At 65.0% G+C, this 19596-nt stretch carries 19 protein-coding genes; 17 read left to right on the forward strand and 2 right to left on the reverse strand.

The window, feature by feature from the left end:
- The first annotated feature begins 5 nt into the window (after positions 1-5).
- The 3 genes from ACEK02_RS08205 to ACEK02_RS08215 are packed head-to-tail and all read left to right on the forward strand — an operon-like array spanning position 6 to position 4259.
- Positions 6-1751, forward strand: a complete 1746-nt coding sequence (locus ACEK02_RS08205) for a DUF3363 domain-containing protein (RefSeq protein ID WP_209516638.1) — start codon at positions 6-8, stop codon at positions 1749-1751.
- A 34-nt stretch (positions 1752-1785) separates the two neighbouring features.
- Positions 1786-3831, forward strand: a complete 2046-nt coding sequence (locus tag ACEK02_RS08210; RefSeq protein ID WP_209516635.1) for a conjugal transfer protein TraG — start codon at positions 1786-1788, stop codon at positions 3829-3831.
- A complete protein-coding gene (locus ACEK02_RS08215) occupies positions 3828-4259 on the forward strand; it encodes a ribbon-helix-helix protein, CopG family (protein ID WP_209516632.1) in 432 nt (143 codons plus the stop codon). The genes ACEK02_RS08210 and ACEK02_RS08215 overlap by 4 nt, the downstream gene beginning before the upstream one ends.
- A 48-nt stretch (positions 4260-4307) precedes the next feature.
- On the opposite strand, the gene ACEK02_RS08220 is transcribed toward ACEK02_RS08215, so the two are convergent.
- Positions 4308-4964, reverse strand: coding sequence for a hypothetical protein (locus tag ACEK02_RS08220; protein ID WP_371421261.1), 657 nt, complete (start codon positions 4962-4964; stop codon positions 4308-4310).
- Positions 4965-5172: 208 nt separating this feature from the next.
- Here ACEK02_RS08220 and trbB point away from each other — a divergent pair, with 208 nt between their 5' ends.
- From trbB to ACEK02_RS08290, 14 genes are all read left to right on the forward strand, one after another.
- On the forward strand, positions 5173-6159 hold the full coding sequence (gene trbB, locus ACEK02_RS08225; protein WP_209516625.1) for a P-type conjugative transfer ATPase TrbB: 987 nt from the start codon (positions 5173-5175) through the stop codon (positions 6157-6159).
- Positions 6156-6491: a TrbC/VirB2 family protein gene (locus ACEK02_RS08230; RefSeq protein WP_209516622.1), complete on the forward strand. Its 336-nt coding sequence runs from the start codon at positions 6156-6158 to the stop codon at positions 6489-6491. Before trbB ends, ACEK02_RS08230 begins: the two co-directional genes overlap by 4 nt.
- Positions 6491-6763: a VirB3 family type IV secretion system protein gene (locus ACEK02_RS08235; RefSeq protein ID WP_209516619.1), complete on the forward strand. Its 273-nt coding sequence runs from the start codon at positions 6491-6493 to the stop codon at positions 6761-6763. The genes ACEK02_RS08230 and ACEK02_RS08235 overlap by 1 nt, the downstream gene beginning before the upstream one ends.
- Positions 6760-9225 carry a conjugal transfer protein TrbE gene (gene trbE, locus ACEK02_RS08240; protein ID WP_209516616.1) on the forward strand — a complete coding sequence of 822 codons (2466 nt, stop codon included), beginning with the start codon at positions 6760-6762 and terminating at the stop codon, positions 9223-9225. Before ACEK02_RS08235 ends, trbE begins: the two co-directional genes overlap by 4 nt.
- On the forward strand, positions 9222-9944 hold the full coding sequence (gene trbJ, locus ACEK02_RS08245) for a P-type conjugative transfer protein TrbJ (RefSeq protein ID WP_209516614.1): 723 nt from the start codon (positions 9222-9224) through the stop codon (positions 9942-9944). Before trbE ends, trbJ begins: the two co-directional genes overlap by 4 nt.
- Positions 9945-9993: 49 nt before the next feature.
- On the forward strand, positions 9994-10188 hold the full coding sequence (trbK-alt, locus tag ACEK02_RS08250) for a putative entry exclusion protein TrbK-alt (protein ID WP_371421262.1): 195 nt from the start codon (positions 9994-9996) through the stop codon (positions 10186-10188).
- Positions 10185-11486: a P-type conjugative transfer protein TrbL gene (trbL, locus tag ACEK02_RS08255; RefSeq protein WP_209516608.1), complete on the forward strand. Its 1302-nt coding sequence runs from the start codon at positions 10185-10187 to the stop codon at positions 11484-11486. The genes trbK-alt and trbL overlap by 4 nt, the downstream gene beginning before the upstream one ends.
- A gap of 3 nt (positions 11487-11489) precedes the next feature.
- Complete coding sequence (gene trbF, locus ACEK02_RS08260) at positions 11490-12173, forward strand: conjugal transfer protein TrbF (RefSeq protein WP_209516606.1); 684 nt, start codon at positions 11490-11492, stop codon at positions 12171-12173.
- Positions 12170-13189 carry a P-type conjugative transfer protein TrbG gene (trbG, locus tag ACEK02_RS08265; RefSeq protein ID WP_209516604.1) on the forward strand — a complete coding sequence of 340 codons (1020 nt, stop codon included), beginning with the start codon at positions 12170-12172 and terminating at the stop codon, positions 13187-13189. Before trbF ends, trbG begins: the two co-directional genes overlap by 4 nt.
- Complete coding sequence (locus ACEK02_RS08270; protein ID WP_209516601.1) at positions 13186-14430, forward strand: TrbI/VirB10 family protein; 1245 nt, start codon at positions 13186-13188, stop codon at positions 14428-14430. Before trbG ends, ACEK02_RS08270 begins: the two co-directional genes overlap by 4 nt.
- Positions 14427-14651 carry a DUF2274 domain-containing protein gene (locus tag ACEK02_RS08275; RefSeq protein WP_209516598.1) on the forward strand — a complete coding sequence of 75 codons (225 nt, stop codon included), beginning with the start codon at positions 14427-14429 and terminating at the stop codon, positions 14649-14651. The genes ACEK02_RS08270 and ACEK02_RS08275 overlap by 4 nt, the downstream gene beginning before the upstream one ends.
- A gap of 314 nt (positions 14652-14965) precedes the next feature.
- Positions 14966-15100, forward strand: a complete 135-nt coding sequence (locus tag ACEK02_RS08280) for a benenodin family lasso peptide (RefSeq protein ID WP_209516595.1) — start codon at positions 14966-14968, stop codon at positions 15098-15100.
- A gap of 108 nt (positions 15101-15208) precedes the next feature.
- Positions 15209-15787, forward strand: coding sequence for a lasso peptide biosynthesis B2 protein (locus ACEK02_RS08285; RefSeq protein WP_209516591.1), 579 nt, complete (start codon positions 15209-15211; stop codon positions 15785-15787).
- 68 nt (positions 15788-15855) lie between these two features.
- Positions 15856-17625 carry an asparagine synthase-related protein gene (locus ACEK02_RS08290; protein WP_209516588.1) on the forward strand — a complete coding sequence of 590 codons (1770 nt, stop codon included), beginning with the start codon at positions 15856-15858 and terminating at the stop codon, positions 17623-17625.
- On the opposite strand, the gene ACEK02_RS08295 is transcribed toward ACEK02_RS08290, so the two are convergent.
- A complete protein-coding gene (locus ACEK02_RS08295) occupies positions 17531-19594 on the reverse strand; it encodes an Atxe2 family lasso peptide isopeptidase (RefSeq protein WP_371421263.1) in 2064 nt (687 codons plus the stop codon). The genes ACEK02_RS08290 and ACEK02_RS08295 overlap by 95 nt on opposite strands.
- Positions 19595-19596: the final 2 nt, after the last annotated feature.

Below are 19596 nucleotides of genomic sequence, written 5' to 3' on the forward strand. Positions count from 1 at the left end.
CGGCGGTGACCTCCGACGACAACGATTTCACGATCCGGCCGGGAAGGAGCGGGGATGCCGGACAGGCATCCGGGCGTCGGGCGCAAAGCCTCGCCGCACAGGTGCGGCGGGCCGCGGCCAGGGCAGGTCACGCCCGGCGAGGACCGTCGAGAGGCCGAGGCACCGGCAGTCGAGGACGCGGCCGCATTGCCCGGCTGCGCACGACGGGCAGCGTCACCAACCGTCGCGTCGTCATCAAGGCACGGGTCGTTCGTCACACGGGCGCACGGTTTCGCGCAGCACCGCTCGCCCGGCATGTCGCCTATCTGAAGCGCGATGGCGTCACACGCGACGGGCGCGATGCCGACCTGTTCGACGTGCGCTCGGACCATGCCGATGGCGATAGCTTTGCCGGACGCTGCGAGGATGACCGGCACCATTTCCGCTTCATCGTCAGCCCCGAGGATGCCGGCGACCTCGCCGACCTCAGGACCTTCACCCGCGAGCTGATGGCCGATGTCGCGCGTGATCTCGGCACCGAGCTTGATTGGGTCGCCGTCGATCACTGGAACACCGACAACCCCCATGTCCATGTCCTCGTGCGCGGTGTCGCCAGCGACGGATCGGACCTTGTTATCGACCGCGACTATATCCGGGAAGGCATGCGTGCCCGCGCCGAGGAGCGGGCCACGATCGAGCTGGGGCCGCGCAACGAGCGGGATATCCATCAGGCAATCGAACGGGAGGTTGAGGCCGAACGCTGGACCAGCCTGGATCGATCTCTCCAGCGCCTCGCCGACGAACTGACGGGCACCATCGACCTCCGTCCCGATACCGGCGACGATCCCCAAATGCGCCGGCTGCTGGTCGGGCGGGCCGCCAAGCTCGAGAGGCTCGGACTGGCCGATCAACAAGGGCCGGGGGTATGGGCGATCCGACCGGACGCCGAGCAGGTCCTACGTGACCTTTCGATCCGCACCGACATCATCAAGACCATGCACCGCGCCATGGCGGGCGAAGGCCGCGCGCCGGATCCTGGCGCGTTCGCGCTCCATCGCGATGCGCCCCCCGAACCGATCATCGGGCGGCTGGTTGAGCGCGGTCTGCACGATGAACTCGCCGGCACCGCCTATGCCGTGATCGACGGTGCCGACGGCCGACTGCATCACCTGACCTTCGACGATATCGACATGACCGGCGACGCCCGGCCAGGCGCCATCGTCGAACTCCGGTCGTGGCAGGACGCGCGCGGGCGTCATCGTCTCTCGCTGGCGACACGGTCGGATCTGCCATTGACCGCACAGGTCGAGGCACAGGGCGCAACCTGGCTCGATCGCCAGTTGATCGCGCGCGATCCGGTCGCGATCGACAACGGGTTCGGGATCGAGATCCGCGACGCGATGGAGGCCCGATCGCGACATCTCGAAGGCGCTGGCCTCGCGCGCCGGCAAGGACAGGGCTTCCTGTTCGCCCGCGACCTGATCGACACCCTCAGGACGCGGGAACTTGAGGCCGCGACCGAAGCGATCGCCGCCCGCACCGGCCTTGCGCACCGTCCGTCCGCAGCCGGCGACTATGTGAGCGGCATCTATCGCGAGCGCGTGACGCTCTCGTCCGGCCGCTTCGCCATGATCGACGATGGCTTGGGCTTCCAGCTCGTGCCCTGGCGACCGGCGCTCGATTCGCATCTTGGCCAACACATCGCCGGCACCATGGGACCCGGCGGCGGCATCGACTGGTCGCTCGGCCGCGGCAGGGGGCTTGGCCTGTGACGCCCACCCATCAATCCGAACCGGAGATCACCGCATGAACGCTACCAAGATACTCTGGGGCCAGGTCCTGACCGTCATCACGATCGTGCTCGGCACGGTCTGGGGCGCCACCCAATGGACCGCCCACGCGCTTGCCTACCAGCCCGAACTCGGGCCGCCCTGGTTCGTGCTTGCCGGCATCCCCGTTTATCCGCCACCCGCCTTCTTCTGGTGGTGGTTCGCCTATGACGCCTATGCGCCGAAGATCTTCGTGCGCGGGGCGTTCATCGCCGCCTCGGGCGGCATCCTTGCGATCATCGTGGCGATCGCCATGTCGGTGTGGCGCGCCCGCGAGGCGAAGAAGGCCGAGACCTATGGCTCGGCACGATGGGCAACAGCGGCCGAGGCTAATCGTGCCGGACTGCTTGGCGATCGCGGAGCGGTGCTGGGTCTTCTAGGACCACATTACCTCCGTCACGACGGGCCCGAGCATGTGCTGTGCTTCGCGCCGACGCGATCGGGCAAGGGTGTGGGGCTCGTCGTGCCCACGTTGCTCGCTTGGCCGGAAAGCTGCATCGTCCATGACATCAAGGGGGAGAATTGGCAGCTCACCGCCGGCTTCCGTGCTCGCCACGGCAGGGTGCTGCTGTTCGATCCGACCAATCCGGCGTCGGCGGCCTACAACCCGCTGCTCGAGGTCCGGCGCGGCGAGTGGGAGGTGCGCGACGTGCAGAACGTCGCCGACGTATTGGTCGACCCGGAAGGCAGCCTCGAGAAGCGTAACCACTGGGAGAAAACCAGCCACGCATTGTTGGTCGGTGCGATTCTCCATGTCCTTTACGCCGAGGCCGACAAGACGTTGGCCGGGGTCGCTTCCTTCCTTTCCGATCCCCGGCGGCCGATCGAGACGACGTTGCGCGCCATGATGACCACACCGCATCTGGGCGAAGCCGGCGTGCATCCGGTGGTCGCTTCGGCCGCGCGCGAGCTGCTCAACAAGTCGGAGAACGAACGCTCGGGCGTGCTATCGACCGCAATGTCCTTCCTCGGACTCTACCGCGATCCGGTCGTGGCGCGGGTGACGAGGGCTTGCGACTGGCGGATCTCCGACCTGGTCAGCGGCCCGCAGGCCGTGACGCTCTATCTGGTCGTACCGCCCTCCGACATTAGCCGGACCAAGCCGCTCATCCGTCTGGTCCTCAATCAGATCGGCCGACGCCTGACAGAGGAACTTCATCCGAAAGGCAATAGGCACCGGGTGCTGCTGATGCTCGACGAGTTTCCGGCGCTCGGCCGGCTCGACTTCTTCGAGAGCGCGCTCGCCTTCATGGCGGGCTATGGGCTGAAGGCTTTCCTGATCGCGCAGAGCCTCAACCAGATCGAGAAGGCCTATGGGCAGAACAACGCGATCCTCGACAATTGCCATGTCCGGGTGAGCTTTGCGACCAACGATGAGCGCACCGCCAAGCGGATCTCCGACGCGCTCGGCACCGCGACCGAGATGCGCGCGATGAAGAACTATGCTGGCCATCGGCTTTCGCCGTGGCTCGGACATCTGATGGTGTCGCGTACCGAGACCGCGCGGCCTTTGCTCACGCCCGGCGAGGTCATGCAGCTCCCTAGCGATCAGGAAATCGTCATGGTGTCGGGCGTGGCGCCCATTCGGGGAACCAAGGCGCGCTACTATCTTGATCCACGGTTTTGCGAGCGGCTATTGCCTCCACCAGCACCACAGGCCATCGTGCCGAAATATCGCGCGCGCGACGACTGGTCCGACATGGTGCCCGTTGCCGCACCGCCAGCCCCCGAGCCGGCGCCGCAGCAGCCGTCCCCTCCGGGAACGGAAGCTTCTGCTTCGGACGGGGCCACAAAACCCACCGACACGATCACCGACAATGCCAATGCCGGCATCAGGCGGGAGCCGGAGCTTGGCGTCCATGAGGACATCGCGCCAACACCTAAAGCCCCCGAAGGTGAGTTCGATTTCGATGGCGACGCGGCGCAAGAGGATGCGGCGCAGGCTCGTCGCGCCGCGGACCGCCTCGCGGCAGGCAACGCCAGGCGGGCGTCGCTCGATCCCAATGATGGTATCGAGCTATGAGCGGGCCGCGGGTCAAATATACCGTCCGGCTTCCGGCGGATCTGACGCGACAGCTTGCCGATCATGCGCGATCTCGCCGGGCCTCGCAGACCGCGATCATCGAGGCCGCATTGCAATCATTCCTCTCGCCCGATGGCGCCGACCGGCTCGAAGCCGCGGTCAGCCGCCGGCTCGATCGACTGACCCGGCAACTCGAGAGACTGGAATGGCATGTGGAGCTGTCGAACGAGACGTTGGCGCTGTTCATTCGCTTCTGGCTGACGAGCACGGCACCGTTGCCTGATACGGCGATGAAAGCCGCCCAGGCGATGGGCAGGGAGCGGTGGGAACGGTTCGTGGAATCGCTCAACCGACGAATGGAGAATGGCCCGCGCCTGAAGACCGAGCTGTCAGTGGATGTAGCCCGTTCAAACGGTGACGGTATCTGACTCGAATCAGAACGGCCGATCTGGCGTTACCGAGGCTCCCGGGCGAGCTCAAGATATCGGCGTCCAGAACAGATATTTGTGCAAGATATCGGTGGCGGACATCAGGACGTCCAAGTCGGACCGCCGATCAATATAGCACTCGCGAAGTTTGGACAGCGCAAGCGATATCTGGTCGGTGAAATAGCGCGGATTGACCAGGGTGAGAGTATCGTCGCCGAGGTCGCCCGATGAACCATCCCAGGGTCGCTTGGCGAGCTTGATCGAGGCTGCCATCTCTCTGTCATATCGGAAAATATACCAGTCGCCAGACTTGGTACGACTGGTCAACGATGCGTCATGAACCAGTCCGTTGCGGAGCGCGTAGAGTGCCTTCACCTCATCGCTCATCGGTGCGAGACTCATGAAATAATAGAGCGCCCGATGAATTGACGCTCCGCCGATAGGGTGGTGCGGTTTGCTCTTGTCGCGATAACAGGAGCCGATTTGGTCCAAAATGGCGAAGCCTGCCAGGAGTGGAGCATAATTGGACGTGAGCTGGATGCCGCGGGACTGTCGCATCTCGTGCTCAATCCCTTCGAGACACGACGTCACTCGAAAGTCCTTGGTCCTCTCCGGCTGTCGCGAGGAGAGATGGCAATACACGATGTCGTCCAGCATCAAACTCTGAAGGCGCTTGGCCGACAAGTCGCGAACTCGATTCGACACGACAAACTCCCCTTCAACAATCCATTGTCATTGCCGCGCGGAAGGGGTTGACGCAATCACCGTTGAAGCAGGCGCCTACGCCATCCCCTGTATTACTTCGCCACGCTGCTACGCCGCTAAATATCTGTTGAACTTCGACTTTTCCTGCGTCTCTTAATCATCCCCATCGCGCCAACGGCATCGTGCCTGCGCCGGAACGGGGATCAAGATGGGCGCGGAGCCAGTCCGATCGGAAGCTACCTTGCGCGGCGCGCGTATGCTGCGCACGGCGATGGGTGCGTCGATCTCCGCCTGGCTCGCCGAGCCTGACGTCATCGAGGTGATGCTCAATCCCGACGGCCGCCTCTGGGTTGATCGCCTGGGCCAGGGTATCACCGATACTGCCGAACGTCTCGCGCCCGCCGACGGTGAGCGCATTATCCGGCTTGTCGCCCACCATGTCGGTGTCGAGGTTCATTCCCGATCGCCGCGCGTGTCGGCCGAACTGCCCGAGACAGGTGAACGGTTTGAGGGGCTGTTGCCTCCGGTGGTGACGGCGCCGGCCTTTGCCATTCGCAAGCCCGCTGTCGCTGTGTTCAGTCTGGAGGACTATGCGCGCAACCAGATAATGTCCCGGCTGCAGGCCGCGGTCTTGCGCAAGGCCGTCGCCGATCGCGCGAATATCCTGGTCGCGGGCGGCACCGGTACCGGCAAGACCACGCTCACCAACGCGCTGCTCGCTGAGGTCGCCAAGACCGGCGATCGCGTCGTGCTGATCGAGGACACGCGAGAGCTGCAATGCGCGGCACCCAATCTTGTCGCGATGCGCACCAGGGATGGCGTCGCCTCGCTGTCCGATCTGGTCCGCTCCAGTCTCCGCCTGCGTCCTGACCGCATTCCGATCGGCGAGGTGCGTGGTGCCGAGGCGCTCGATCTCCTGAAGGCCTGGGGCACCGGCCATCCCGGCGGTGTGGGCACGATCCATGCCGGCAGCGCGATCGGAACGCTCCGGCGCATGGAACAGCTTATCCAGGAGGCGGTGGTGACGGTGCCCCGCGCGCTTATCGCTGAGACGATCAACCTCGTCGCGGTCCTGGTTCGTGATGGCTCCGGTCGCCGTCTCGCCGAACTGGCGCGCGTCGACGGGATCGACCCGGCGACCGGCGATTACCGCCTGACTTTGCTTCCCGCCTTTCAAGAAGGAGACGTTTCATGATCGCTGTTCTTCGGCGTCGCCTCGTGCGCGCCCGTCATTTGGGAATCGGCCTGGCGCTTTGCGCCCCGCTGTGGACGAGCCCGGCTTATGCTTCGGGTTCCTCGATGCCGTGGGAATCGCCGCTCAACTCGATCCTTGAATCGATCGAGGGGCCGGTCGCCAAGATCATCGCGGTGATTATCATCATCGTGACGGGCCTGAGCCTTGCCTTCGGCGAGACCTCGGGCGGCTTCCGCCGGCTGATCCAGATCGTGTTCGGCCTGTCGATCGCGTTTGCGGCCTCGTCCTTCTTCCTCTCCTTCTTCTCGTTCAGCGGCGGAGCGCTGATCTGATGGAGGGCAGCGGCGACATCGTGCCGGGCTATTACGCCCCGGTTCACCGCGCGCTGAGCGAGCCGATTTTGCTGGGCGGGGCGCCGCGCGCGGTGGCGATCCTGAACGGGACGCTTGCCGGCGCGATCGGCCTCGGACTGCGGCTTTGGTTCGCAGGGCTCGCGATCTGGGCCATCGGTCACGCGCTCGGCGTATGGGCGGCGCGGCGCGATCCGCGCTTCGTCGATGTCGCTCGCCGCCATCTGCGGTATCCGACCTGGGTGCGGCCATGATGAGCTTGCGCGAATATCGCAGCCACGCCGCCTGCCTTGCGGATTTCCTTCCCTGGGCAGCCCTTGTCGCGCCGGGGATTATCCTCAACAAGGACGGCAGCTTCCAGCGCACCGCGCATTTCCGCGGCCCCGACCTCGACAGCGCGACGCCGGCCGAGCTGGTCGCGGTGACTGCCCGCCTCAACAACGCGCTGCGGCGGCTCGGCACGGGCTGGGCGATTTTCGTCGAGGCGCAGCGAACGCCGGCGCTTGACTATCCCGGCGGCGACTTTCCCGATCCGACATCGGAGCTGGTCGATCTCGAACGGCAGGAGCAGTTCCGCGAGGAGGGCGCGCATTTCGAGAGCCGCTATTATCTGACGCTGCTGTGGATGCCGCCTGCTGAGGATGCGGCGCGCGCCGAGAATTGGCTCTATGAGGGCCGCTCCAGCACCGGCATCGATCCGAAGGAATTGCTGCGCGCGTTCGACGATCGAACCGACCGCCTGCTGCACCTGGTCGAAGGATTCATGCCCGAGATCGGCTGGCTCGATGATGCCGCTACACTGACCTATCTGCACAGCACGGTCTCGACCCGGCGCCAGCGCGTTCGCGTGCCGGAAACACCGATGCACCTCGACGCGCTGCTCACCGACGAGCCGCTGACCGGCGGCCTCGAGCCGAAGCTTGGCGCGCACCACCTGCGCACGCTCACGATCACCGGCTTCCCGACCGAAACCTTTCCGGGCCTTCTAGACGAGCTCAACCGCCAGGCCTTTTCCTACCGCTGGTCGACCCGGGCAATCATGCTCGACAAGACCGATGCGACCAAGCTGCTCGGCAAGATCCGGCGGCAGTGGTTCGCCAAGCGCAAGTCGGTCGCGGCCATCCTCAAGGAGGTGATGACCAACGAAGCGTCGGTCCTCACCGACAGCGACGCCGCAAACAAGGCGGCCGATGCAGATCTCGCGCTTCAGGAGCTGGGCGCCGACCAGGCCGGCATCGCCTATGTGACGGCCACCATGACCGTCTGGGACCGCGACCCCGCGCTCGCGGCGGAAAAGCTGCGGCAAGTCGAGAAGGTCATCCAGGGCCGCGATTTCACCTGCATGGCCGAGGGGCTGAATGCGGTCGAAGCCTGGCTCGGCAGCTTGCCAGGGCAGGTCTACGCCAATGTCCGCCAGCCCCCGATCTCGACCCTCAATCTCGCCCACCTGATCCCCCTGTCAGCTGTATGGGCGGGGCCGGAACGGGACGAGCATTTCGGTATGCCCCCCTTGCTCCATGCACGGACCGAAGGCTCGACCCCGTTCCGGTTTTCCCTTCATGTCGGCGATGTCGGCCACACGCTGATTGTCGGGCCAACCGGCGCCGGAAAATCGGTATTGCTGGCGCTGATGGCGCTTCAGTTTCGGCGCTACCCCGACAATCAGATCTTCGCGTTCGACTTCGGGGGCTCGATCCGCGCCTCGACCATCGCCATGGGCGGGGACTGGCAGGATCTTGGCGACGCCCTTGGCGACAGCGAGGCACAGGCACCGGTCGCCCTTCAGCCGCTTGCCCGCATCGACGAAGCCGGCGAACGCGCGTGGGCCGCGGAGTGGCTTGCAGCGATCCTCGCCGGCGAAGGCATCCGCATCGATCCCCAGGTCAAGGAGCATCTCTGGTCGACGCTGACGTCGCTCGCGACAGCGCCGACGGCCGAACGGACACTGACCGGCCTTGCGGTCCTGCTCCAGTCGAACGACCTGAAGCAGGCGCTGGCACCCTATTGTGTCGGAGGGCCTTGGGGCCGGCTGCTCGACGCCGAGTCCGAGCATCTGGGGGCCGCCACGGTCCAGGCTTTCGAGACTGAAGGGCTGGTCGGCGCGGCATCGGCCGCGGCGGTGCTCGCCTATCTCTTCCATCGCATCGAAGGCCGCCTTGATGGCCGGCCGACGATGATCATCATCGACGAGGGCTGGCTGGTGCTCGATAGCCCGGCGTTCGCTGCCCAACTGCGCGAGTGGCTGAAGACACTGCGCAAGAAGAATGCAAGCGTGGTCTTTGCGACCCAGAGCCTCGCCGACATCGAGACGAGCAGCATCGCCCCGGCGATCATCGAGAGCTGCCCGACGCGCATATTCCTGCCCAACGAGCGCGCTGCGGAGCCCCAGATCGCCCGGATCTACGAGCGCTTCGGGCTCAATGCCCGACAGATCGAGATCCTCGGACGCGCCACGCCCAAGCGCGATTATTATTGCCAGTCGCGTCGCGGCAACCGGTTGTTCGATCTGGGACTCGGCGAGATCGCTCTCGCATTCGCCGCTGCCTCTTCCAAATCGGATCAGCGGCGTATCGCCGAGCTGGTCGCCGAGCACGGCCATGCCGGCTTCGCCCGCGCCTGGCTCCAGCATCGCGGGCTCGAGTGGGCCGCACGGCTCCTTGCCGAGATCCCGGACACGGCATCCGACCACCCCCAACACGAGGAGAATTACCCATGACCATCTTTCGCACGCCCCGACGCCTGAGGATCGTCGCGCTCGTCTTTGCTTCCGCCAGCGCGCTATCGTTCAGTCTGCCGGCCCACGCCCAGTTCGGCTTCGGTGGGATCGTCTATGATCCGACCAACTACGCCCAGAATGTGCTGACCGCGGCGCGTAGCCTCCAGCAGATCAACAACCAGATCCGGCAGATCGAGAACCAGGCGCAGTCTCTGATCAACGAGGCGAAGAACCTCACGAGCCTGCCGGTATCGACCCTCTCGACGCTGCAATCCCAGATTCAGCAGACCCGTCAGCTTCTCACCCAGGCCCAGCGCATCGCCTATAGTGTGCAGGACATCCAGAGCGCGTTCACCCAGCGCTACAATGGCGCCAATCTGACCGCGTCGCAGTCCCAGATGGTGTCCAATGCCAATGATCGCTGGCAGGACAGCGTCGGTGCGCTCGAAGATGCGCTGCGGGTCCAGGCCGGTGTGGTCGGCAACATCGACGGGGCAAAGGCATCGATCGACACGCTGGTATCGGCCAGCCAGTCGGCAAGCGGCGCGCTCCAGGCCTCGCAGGCTGGCAATCAGCTTCTCGCGCTTCAGTCGCAGCAACTTGCTGACCTGACTGCGGCGATCGCCGCTCAAGGGCGGGCTCAAGCGCTACAGGCAGCGAACAACGCCGCCACCGAGGCCGAGGGGCGCGAGCGTTTCCGGCGGTTTCGCGGCAACTGACATGAAGCCGGGGCGCAAGATAATGTTCGGCGTGGGGCTAGGCGGGATCATGCTCGCCCTAGCTGTCGCATCGGCGCTGCGGCCTCCATCGGGCGCCCCTCCGCATGTCGCCAGGCGGGCGGTAAACGCCATGCCGGCTGATGCGATCCCTGACCGATGCCGCAGCATTACCATGCCCGATAGCGGTTGCGATGCCGCCTGGGAGGCGCGTCGGCGCCATTTCTTCACCGGAGAGAACCGATGAACGATACAGGGGTGATCGACACCTTCCTGTCGGTCTTCACCAGCTATATCGACAGCGGCTTCGGCCTGCTCGGCGGCGAGGTCGGATTCCTGTCCTCCACCCTGATCGCGATCGACGTGACGATCGCAGCATTGTTCTGGGCATGGGGTGCGGACGAAGACGTGCTCCAGCGCTTGGTCAAGAAGACGCTCTATATCGGGGTCTTCGCCTATATCATCGGCAACTTCTCGAACCTCGCCAACATCCTGTTCCAGAGCTTCGCCGGCCTTGGTCTCAAGGCGGCCGGCAGCCCAATGTCAATCGGCGATTTTCTCAAGCCCGGCACGGTCGCCGCGACGGGGCTCGATGCGGCCAAGCCGTTGCTCGACGCCACGGCTGATCTGCTTGGCCCGATCGGGCTGTTCACCAATTTCGCCCAGATCCTGATCCTGCTGCTCGCCTGGGTGATCGTCGTGCTCGCCTTTTTCGTACTCGCGATCCAGGTCTTCATCACCATCATCGAGTTCAAGCTGGTGACGCTCGCCGGCTTCGTGCTGCTGCCCTTCGCCTTCTTCGGCCGTACCGCGTTCATGGCCGAACGCGTGCTGGGGCACATCATCTCGTCCGGCATCAAGCTCATGACCCTCGCGGTCATCACCGGTATCGGCACGACGCTGTTCAACCAGTTCACCAATGCCGGGCTCGGCACCGAGCCGACGATCGAGCAAGCGATGTCGATCGCGCTCGCAGCGCTCACGCTTCTCGGCCTTGGCATCTTCGGACCTGGTATCGCCAACGGCATCGTCAGCGGCGGCCCCCAACTCGGCGCTGGTGCGGCGGCCGGAACCGCACTCGCCGCCGGCGCGACCATTGCGGGGGGTGCTGCGGTCGTCGGTATTGCCGGGGGGGCGGCCGCTGGCGCAATCGGCGGGGCTGCCATGGGCGGCGCCCGCACGGCCGGCGCCGCATCCGCCGCCTATCGGGCCGGTGCCGCCGGCAAGAGTGGCGGCGCTGCTGTTGCCAGCGGCCTTGCCAATGTGGGCAGGAACGCAGGCGGCGCCGCGATCTCACCGCTACGTCGGGCGGCCGGCGCGATGCGATCGAGCTTCGCCAGCGGCGAGGCTGGCGGCTCTGCGACTGCCGGTGCACCCCAGGGTGCAGGCGCCAGTGCTGGCGGCACCGATGGCGCACCGTCCTGGGCAAAGGCGATGAAGCGGCGGCAAGCGATCAGCCACGGCGCGACCATTGCCTCCCAAACCCTCAAGTCCGGCGACAGCCATGGTGGTGGTGCCGGCCCCGACGTTTCCGACAGGAGCTGAGCCATGTTCCGACGACCCTCGACCCGTTACGGGAAGACGCCCGAGCCCGTTACGCCCTATCAGCGCGCGCAACAGATCTGGGATGACCGGATCGGCTCCGCGCGCGTACAGGCGAAGAACTGGCGCCTGGCCTTTTTCGGTTGCCTGGCGCTGTCCGCCGGGCTTGCCGGTGGCTTGGTCTGGCAATCGGCACGTGGAACGATCGTGCCCTGGGTGATCGAAGTCGACAAGCTAGGCGAAGCACAGGCGGTAGCGCCGGCGAGCGCCGATTACCGGCCGAGCGATCCCCAGGTAGCGTTCCATCTGGCGCGCTTCATCGAAAATGTGCGCTCAATCCCGGCCGATCCGATCGTGCTGCGCCAGAACTGGCTGCGGGCCTACGACTTCGCAAGCGATCGGGGTGCCCTCGCGCTCAACGATTATGCCCGTAACAACGATCCATTTCCCCAGGTCGGCAAGGTGCAGGTGGCTGTGGACGTAGCGAGCGTCATTCGCGCCTCGCCCGACAGCTTCCAGGTCAACTGGACCGAGCGCCGCTATCAAGACGGCTCCCTCGCTTCGACCACACGCTGGTCGGCGATCATGACCGTAACGATCCACACGCCCCGCACGCCCGATGAGCTTCGCAAGAATCCCCTCGGCCTCTTCGTCGACGCCCTCAACTGGTCAAAGGAACTCAGCCAATGACACCGTTTCATCCGCCTGGCCGCGCCCGCTCAGCTCCCCTTTCCCTGCTTGCCGCCATTCTCGCCACGGCGGCCTCGACATCATCGCTCGCACAGAGCGCGCCGTCGACATCCTCGCCGGCATCGCCGACGCCATCGGACCAGCCATCGCCCAGGATTCAGATCGTCGCGATCCCGACGCCGCTCCCGTTGCCCGGCCAGCTGAAGCCGATCGATCCGCCTGCAGCGCAGCCCGCTCCGCCCGGCGACCCGAAGGATCGGGTCGGTCGCGCCAACGCCGCCGCGCGGGTCGAACCCGACCGAAGCGCCTGGCTGAACGCGATCCAGCAATTTCCCTATGCGGACGGCGCGCTCTACCAGATCTACACCGCTCCCGGTCGCGTCACTGACATCGCACTCCAGCCGGGCGAGCAACTGGTTGGCCCTGGGCCAGTCGCAGCCGGCGATACCGTGCGATGGATCATCGGCGATACGGTGAGCGGCAGCGACTCGGCGAGGCAGGTCCATATCCTCGCGAAGCCCACCCGCGCCGATCTGGTCACGAATCTCGTCATCAATACCGACCGGCGGACCTATCATCTCGAATTGAGGGCCACATCCGGGGTCTATATGGCGGCGATCTCCTGGACCTATCCGCAGGACATGCTTGTCGCGTTGCGCACCGCCCGGGCCGAGAGCGAGCGCGTCGCACCGGTCGCCACTGGCATCGACCCCGCCGCGCTGAACTTTCGCTATCGCATAGAAGGCGACACGCCAGCCTGGCGCCCGGTTCGGGCATTCGATGACGGCCGCCAGACCTATGTGGAATTTCCGGAAGGGATCGCCACGACGGAGATGCCGCCGCTGTTCGTCGTCGGTGCCGACGGCAAGGACGAGCTGGTCAATTTCCGGGTGCAAGGCCGCTATCTGGTGGTCGATCGCCTGTTCGGCGCCGCCGAACTGCGGCTGGGTGCCAGGAAGCGGATTCAGCGCGTCCGGATCACGCGCGATGATACACGCCGCCGGAGGCAATCATGACCGACGGGCAGGACAAGACCCCCCCGGAGCAGCCCGCCTCTCCCGAGCGCGACGATACATCCAATATGGAGGCATTTCAGCTGCGCGGCCCGACGCCGCGCGTGACACGGTTATCCCGAAAGACGCTGGCCGTGATCGGCGCAGCCGCCGGCATGGGGATCGGCGGGTCGCTCATCTATGCGTTGCAGCACCAGAAGCCCGCCTCGCTGCCACCAAACCTCTACAGCAACGAGCACAGCGCCAAGGCTGCCGCAGTCACCGGTGCACCGGCCGATTATTCCAGCGCGCCGAAACTCGGCCAACCTCTTCCGGGCGACCTCGGCAGACCCATCCTGAACGCGCAGACCAACGGCCAGCCAGTCTCAGCTCCGCCGATGGGCGCCGGTGGCTCCGACCCTCGCGCCGTCGCTGCCGAACAGGCCCGCCAGCATCTAATGCAGGAACGAGATTCAGCACGCACCAGCACGCTCTTTCTCGCTGGACAGAATGCCAGCGCTGTAGCCGGTCCAGCCACATCCGCAGCAGCCGTCCAGCCAGCGGCTCTCACCGGCTCGGTCGGCCTGGCCACGTCGGGAGATACGCCGCCCACCACCGGGCAAGCCGGTAACCGGGCGTTTCTTGCGGCGTCGCCGAACCGCGTGAGCGTAAGCGCCGAGCGTTTGTCGGCGCCTGTTTCACCCAATGTCCTACAAGCCGGCAGCATCATCCCGGCTGCACTGATCACCGGCATCCGGTCCGATCTTCCCGGCCAGATTACCGCGCAAGTGACCCAGAATGTCTTTGACAGCCCAACCGGCCGCATCCTGCTTATCCCGCAGGGATCGCGACTGATCGGCGAATATAGCAGTGAGGTGTCGGCCGGGCAGAACCGTGTGCTGCTTGCTTGGGATCGCCTGATCCTTCCCGATGGCCGCTCGATCCTGCTCGATCGCCAGCCCGGTGCCGACACCGCTGGTATGGCCGGTTTGCAGGACCGGACGAACTACCATTGGGGCAACATGCTGCGCGCGGCGCTCATCTCGACATTGCTGGGGGTCGGGAGCGAGTTCGCGACCGATAGCGACGACGAGCTGACGCGCGCGCTTCGCTACGGGACGCAGGACACGATCAATCAGACCGGGCGGCAACTCGTCCAGCGCGAGGTCGGTGTTCCACCGACCCTCACAATCCGCGCCGGTTTTCCATTGCGCGTGATCGTGACGCGCGACCTTGTCCTCGAAGACGTGGGAGGCAGGCAATGACCAAGCTGCGGCTGGGACGCATCGAGGATGACAGACCCGTCAAACTGACGATCGAGCTTCCGGGAGCCGTCCATCGTGAACTGCTTCGCTATGCCCAGGAGCATGCCCGCGAAACCGGGCTGGACCGGCCACTTGCGATCGAGCGGCTTGTGCCCCCTATGCTGGAGCGTTTTATGGACGCGGATCGTGGATTCGTCAGGCGCAAGCGCGGCCAGGCTTGATCTTTCGCGCAAATGACACATTCGGCCCCTTGAAGCGGCAAGGCACTCTTAACACATGGAATCCGGTCTGCGGGCTACGTCCAAAACGGCGCGACCGGGCGACTGGTGCGTATGTCCAGGCCCAAAGCTAAAGGTGCCAGTGCGTGCCCCAATGCACGTTCTCACTGCTCGGTCACCCAGGACCATTTTGCAGATAATGATCGCGCGGATGAGCGCCCAAGCGATTATAATTGGATTATAAAATAGTCGGCGCGGTGCGCCGTTCATAGCCTTCCAAAGCGGCAATCGAGTCGCGTATTCGGAAGGACGTCATCATGACACAGCGCAATGAAGTGAGCGAGGAACTCATCGACCTCGGCGACGTCGTCGTCGAGACCAAGGGGCCGGTCGGCATCGTCGCCGATAGCCTGACGTCGCTGCAGCAGCCGTTCGGCATCTCCAACGACTGACGGCAACGGGCGCGCGTGGCTTGGCCGCGCGCGCTTCGCCGAGGCATTATGTCCTTAGGAATCCGCGAGGGACTCTCATACTGCCTGTGCGACGGGCGCCCGATCTTCATGGATCTGGATTCGCGTCGCTATTCGACGCTGCCTGCGCAACTTTGCGGTCCGTTCGTGGCGTTCATGGCTGGCGAACAGGCGATTCCCCAAACCGACGTTGATCGGCTGATCGCATTGCGGGTGATCCAGCCGGGAACGGGGACGCATCAACCGCGCGAGATCCTTCCTCTCCCTACTCACGAGATAATGCCCGCGAGGCAGGCCAGCTCTACGGTTGTAGCACTGGCCGCGCAGGGTGTCGCTACCTGGCAGGTTCGGAGTATCTCCCTTCGCCGCCTTCTTACTGACGAAGCAGCACGACGGCCCAGCGATCACCAGGATGCCAATGAACAGGATCTTGGACGGTTGCGCAGAGCCTTCGAGCGTATCGCGAGTTTGTTCGGCGAGGCGAACGAATGTCTCCCACGATCGCTGGCGTTTCGGCGTCTGGCGCTCCGCTACGGCCACCGGCCGTCGCTAGTGATCGGGGTCAAGATCAATCCATTCGGCGCGCATTGCTGGGTGCAGTCCGGAGCACGTGTCGATAACGACAGCCTTGAGCGCGTCCGCCTGTTCACGCCTATCCACGTCGTCTAATGGGACTGAGATACCTCCTTGTTGTCGCGAGGGCCGGGCAAGTCTGCCCGGCCTCTCTGGACGCTATCATGGCGACCGCTGGACTGGTCGCGGCGGTACGGACTTCCCGATATTGTCTTTATCTCAGCGAGCCGGATCATTGGGCTCGGCTCGACGGCGGGCGCGGTATCGTTGTCGGCGATCTCTTCGCGCGTGATGATGTAGCGGACGTTGCGGCACTTTCGGGCGGCCGGGTGGCCGCCTCTGCCGGCGACTTTGCCGGGCTCTTGCGAAACTATTGGGGTGGCTATGTCGCTATGTCCCAGGAGGATCGGCATATCCAGGTCTTGCGCGACCCATCGGGCGCGCTTCCGGCCTATTATGTCGAGCGCGACGATGGCTGGTATGTGGCATCTGACGCGCCGCTCCTGGCGGAGGCGGGGTGCTACTCGCCTGTGATCGACTGGGATGAGATCGCGTGGTTCTTCTACACCAACGGGTTCCCGGGCGAATCCACCGCGCTCGCCGGGCTTCGGCAAATTATTCCCGGTACGGCGGTTTCGTTGCCGCCTGATAAGCAGGGCACCAGCCTGTTGTGGTCTCCCTGGACGCATATCGCCGCGCCCGACAGAGGGCCGGACGCCCTGCGATATGTCGCGACGCAGTGCATGCGGGCCTGGCAGATTCGCCATGGCCGCATCGTTGCCGGCGTTTCCGGCGGACTCGACTCGTCGATCGTCGCCTGCGGCCTTGACCGGGAAGAGGTGACGGCGCTGACGATCTCGACCGGGGACGCGCAGGGCGATGAAACACCGTATGCGGAAGCTCTTTGCAGCGTGCTCGACATTCCGCTCGAGCGCGCCCGCTACGCATTAGAGGCGATCGACATTGCTCGTCCGAGCCTTGCACATCGCCCTTTTCCAGGCGGCATGGCGCAACTGCAAGCCTATGACGCCGTCGTGATCGAGAGCGTGCGCCGACAAGGCGCGGCGGCATTCTTTTCGGGCGTAGGCGGGGACAATATATTTCAACTAACCCAGTCGGCTCGGCCTCTGGTCGACCGCCTGATGACCGACGGGCTGACTAGCGGGCTTTTCTCGACCCTTCAGGATATCTGCAAGCTGACCGGCGCCAGGACGACAACGGTGCTGCGAGAGGCTGCTCGCGTGCCGCGGCGACCCGGCCCGAAGTACCGATGGCCAACCGATCGGCGATTGCTGACACCTGAAATCACCGCGCGCCTCAATGCGCGTCCATTCGATCACCCATGGCTGGAGGCGCCGCAAGACTGCCTTCCCGGCAAGCACGCGCACGTCGCGATGATCCTTCGCGCGCATGCCTATCTGGAATGCCACGACCGCCGCTGGCCATTTGCGTCCGTACACCCGTTGATGTCGCAGCCTATCCTCGAACTGGCGCTTGCCACGCCAAGCTGGGTGGCCTGTGAAGGCGGCGTCGATCGGGCCCGCGCAAGGCGCGCGTTCATGGACGTCATTCCCGCCTCAGTGCTGCATAGGCGTCTCAAGGGCGGCCCAGATGGTTTTGCATCGCAGATCATGCAAATCCATCGCGAGGCCATTCGTGAGATCCTGCTGGATGGCCGATTGGTCCGCGAGCATCTGGTCGACCGCGATTCTCTGGAGCAAGCATTGACGGAAAGTGCCCTGATGCGGGGCCACAATTATGCCCGCCTGCTCCAACTTCTCGATGCCGAGGCTTGGGCACACCATTGGCTGTCAGTGGCGAACCGATCGAAGGCCATGTTCAGCGCGTGGCCCCCGATTTCATCGCCGCCCATCGCTTCACCTCAGCCTCGCGCCGCGGATCCTCCGGTCGCTTGTCCCGTAACCAGAACATGAACCAGTCGAGACCACGCTGATACGCGGCAAGCCGGTGCGCGGGTTGCCATTTGAGGTGGAACTCGCCCGGAAATACGAAAAGGTCGGCGGGCTTGCCGGCCTCGCGAAGGGCCGTGACGCTGTCGACTGCCGCGCGCAATTCGTCATCCGCCGCCTCGAATAATAGCGGCATATGCACGCGGTGCGCGTTCTGGATGAGCGACATCTGCCGCCAGAAGGCCGGCACCTCTGTCGAGACGCCTGGCCAGCCGATCGCGGCGAAGCGGGCGGTGTAAGCGGGACCGACCCAGCCGCTCTGCTGGGGCTCCCAACAACAGCCGCTCAGGATACCCGCCGAAAACCGGCTGCTGTTGACCGCCGCATATTGCACGGTCGAGGAGCCGTCGCTCAGCCCGGTAATGCCGATCGCACTGGGTTCGACGACCCCGCGCGCAATCAGTGCATCGATTCCTTTATCGATAACGGAGAGCACGTTGCGGCGATCGGCGAAGCCGATGAGATTGCGGCGATCGATGTCGATGGGGTCGGTCGCGTCGGCGACGGCCCCGGCCGGGGCCGGGCGTTGAAGGCTGAGTACCGCAAAGCCGTTGTTCGCGAAGAGCTGGATCGGGAATTCATCACCCACCCCGCCGCGCAGGAATCCGCGTGACTGATATTGGACGACGATAAGCGGATAACGCTGGCCGGGCTGGTAGTCGGTCGGCAGGACCGTATCGACATAGGCTGGGATACCGAGGCTGCTGGTGAGCTTGATCCGCTCGACTGCGCCCAAAGTGAGCTGGGCGAATTCGGGATTCGGGTCGGCGATTTCGCGCACTCGGCCCCGCGCAAGGTCGATGGCGACCAGATACCGCGGGCGTAGGGACGTCTCGCGCAGACAGATCAGGTCCTGCGTCTGGCGTGGCTGACAATCGATCAGGGCGTCGCCGGTCGAATAGAGGCGGCGAACGTGAGCGGTTCCCGGCCACCACTCATAGATAGCTGTGGTCATATGCGCCCAGCCTTCGCGTCGAATGAACCGCACGCGCTTGCCCGAAAGCCAGAGTGGACCATAGCTATCCTGACATGCTGTTGCATCGCACAGGAGCGGCGATGCACCACCGCAGCGCAGCTCGATCCGGGTAGGCGCGATGAATCCTTGGCCCGCAGGCGACCGGAACGGTGTGCAGGGTTCCCCGGTTGAGACACTGCCTACGCGTGCATCAAACAGCGCAATATCCGACTTGCCTGCCTCGCTCTGCCGTCCTGTTGCACTGTCGAACACCGCAAAGTGGGCCTCGGTCTTGCCAAGGATCGGCACGCTGGCGCGCATGGGCACGAAGCGCTCGTCATAATGATAGCCGGTGCGGCTTTCCGCATCGAACTCGGTCGTCACGGCAGGCGGAAGCGTCACGAACCGAACGACAATCCTCGCATTGTCGATGATGCGGAAATCCGCGACATCGAGCCCTTCGGGCGTGACCGGCGCGCTGCGTGCGCCTGCGATATCCGTGCGCCAGACGCGATCGCCACCCTTGGTCCGCTTGAGGAAGGCGATGGCGCGTCCATCCGGGAACCAGCGCGGCGTGATCGTTCTGGCCGTGCCGATGGCGGTTGCGGGGACCGTCGGCACACCGTCGGGCGCGAGCATGAAATCGCCGCCCTCATCGACGAACCGCGCCTCGCCACCGTCAAGCGGCTGAACGACCATCGCCAGGCAATAACGATTGGCGACGGGGTCAGCCTGACGAATCTGGAACGCGACCCATCGTTCGTCGGGCGACAGCGTCATGACGTGCTCGGCCGGTTCCATGTCGCCGGCCTGGCCGATATCGCGAAGCCGGACGAGGTCTTCGGCCGTCAGGGCGCGCTTGACGATGGATTGCTGTGCACGGCGCCAGTCGAGATCTTGGCACGCATCCGTTGCGTGCGCAGACGCGATAGGTGCGGCAAGGCCTGCCAGTGCGAGGGCAATGCGAAGATTGCGCATGG

It is taken from the genome of Tardiphaga sp. (assembly GCF_041424195.1).
GTDB lineage: Bacteria > Pseudomonadota > Alphaproteobacteria > Rhizobiales > Xanthobacteraceae > Tardiphaga.